Origin of the sequence: Acrocarpospora phusangensis (genome assembly GCF_016862995.1) — a bacterium.
Lineage (GTDB): Bacteria > Actinomycetota > Actinomycetes > Streptosporangiales > Streptosporangiaceae > Acrocarpospora > Acrocarpospora phusangensis.
Genome location: NZ_BOOA01000208.1, coordinates 1 through 1,076, shown reverse-complemented (window position 1 = coordinate 1,076; position 1,076 = coordinate 1). Strand labels below are relative to the sequence as shown.

The following is a 1,076-nucleotide window of genomic DNA, read 5'->3' as shown; positions in this document are numbered from 1 at the left end:
GGTACACGGACCCCAGCCGAACTGCACCGACGGCACCATGGAAGCCAGCCACGCCAGGTTCGGTCCCGCCAGTTCCATGTACGCCACGGGCTTGGAGCAGTTGGCATCACCCCAGGAGGTCACACCCACCTGGACGACGCGACCGTACTGAGGATCCCAGATCATCAACGGCCCACCGCTGTCTCCGAAGCAGGCGGCCCGCGCGGAGCCTCCCGCCCCGATCATCAGGTGCTCGATCCAGCCGTCGAACCACCACCAGGGGTTGTAGACGTCGTCCATGTCGTCATCGCTGATGATGGGCACATCGGCCGCCCGCAGGACGCCGGACCCGCTGCCGTCCGGCGCGGTCGCCCCCCATCCCGCGATGGTCGACATCACGCCCGGCCGGTACGTCTGCGTACGCCAGGGCGAGCCCACCTGCACGATGGGGACGCCCACCGTGTCGGCCGCATTGACTGACAGGACCGCCAGGTCGTACCGAATGCTGGCGTGGCGGCCGTCGTAGCCCGGCATGGTCGAGTAGACGGTTACCGGTACCGTTCGACCGTTGCTCAGGTACGCGTAGGCAGGGGGGTTGGTGACACAGTGCTGCGCCGTGAGAATGGCGGTCCGCGAGATCAGGGTCGCCGTGCAACCACTGGAGAGTCGCACCATGTAGGGATAGTGGGCCCAGTTGGCTTCCGTGCCCCCGACGATCGATTCCTCCGGACTCGGGTTCGGCGATGGTGAGAACGCCTGGACCGGACTTGTAGTCGTCAAGATCGCGGCGAGGACGGCGGTGAGCGTCAACACCGGCCGCATCCACTTTCGCTGTAATCGCTTCACGACACTGTGGCGTTCCACGGTGTTCCAAAAATGGTTCCATTCGGCGTTCCAAACGCGCGGCGCCCCAGCTCCCGGGCCCGTGGGCCAGGAAGATGGGGCGCTCACTCATTCACCGTGGAGGGCGGATGTTCGGGCTCGGCACCGTGAGGACCGGTGCCGAACCCACCCTCGATACGCGTTACCTCCGGGTCGTCTAATCGGGGCAGTGGCGCGCGGACGGTCCGGAGTCGGGCTTCTGGTCGGTCTTGAGG

1 protein-coding gene is annotated in these 1,076 nt (G+C 66.4%); it reads right to left on the bottom strand.

The window, feature by feature from the left end; genetic code table 11:
- Positions 1-789 (bottom strand): S1 family peptidase (locus Aph01nite_RS40955; RefSeq protein ID WP_204046484.1); only part of this gene is annotated, 789 nt, incomplete at its 3' end.
- Between the last annotated feature and the right edge of the window lie 287 nt (positions 790-1,076).